This is a genomic window from Zoogloea sp. LCSB751 (genome assembly GCF_002028455.1).
Classification (GTDB): domain Bacteria; phylum Pseudomonadota; class Gammaproteobacteria; order Burkholderiales; family Rhodocyclaceae; genus Zoogloea.
In genome coordinates this window covers 1-257 of sequence record NZ_MWUM01000350.1, presented here as the reverse complement: position 1 = coordinate 257, position 257 = coordinate 1, and the positions used below count along the sequence as shown (strand labels likewise).

General features: G+C 53.3%; 1 pseudogene. It reads left to right on the top strand.

The annotated features are described in order from the left end of the window. A pseudogene (locus B4920_RS26915) lies at positions 1-225 on the top strand (hypothetical protein); the annotation flags it as partial. Positions 226-257: the final 32 nt, after the last annotated feature.

Genomic DNA, 257 nt, shown 5'->3' with positions numbered 1-257 from the left:
AAGTACGCAATGGCCATCGGTACCGCTCACGCCTTTTCCGATGCCAATAAGCGCACCGGACTCGCAGTGTGCCTTGAATATCTCTCCCTCAACGAATTCGAGATTGAGAGAGATAACGAGAAGCTGGCAGATGCAATGGTTGACCTTGTGTTGGGCGTTCTGCCAGAAAGTCAGTTTGCTGACATCCTCTACGCACTCTGGCTAGAAGAGCAAACAGCCTCGTGACTTGGCGGCCTATTGCGGCCGCAATTCCCCCT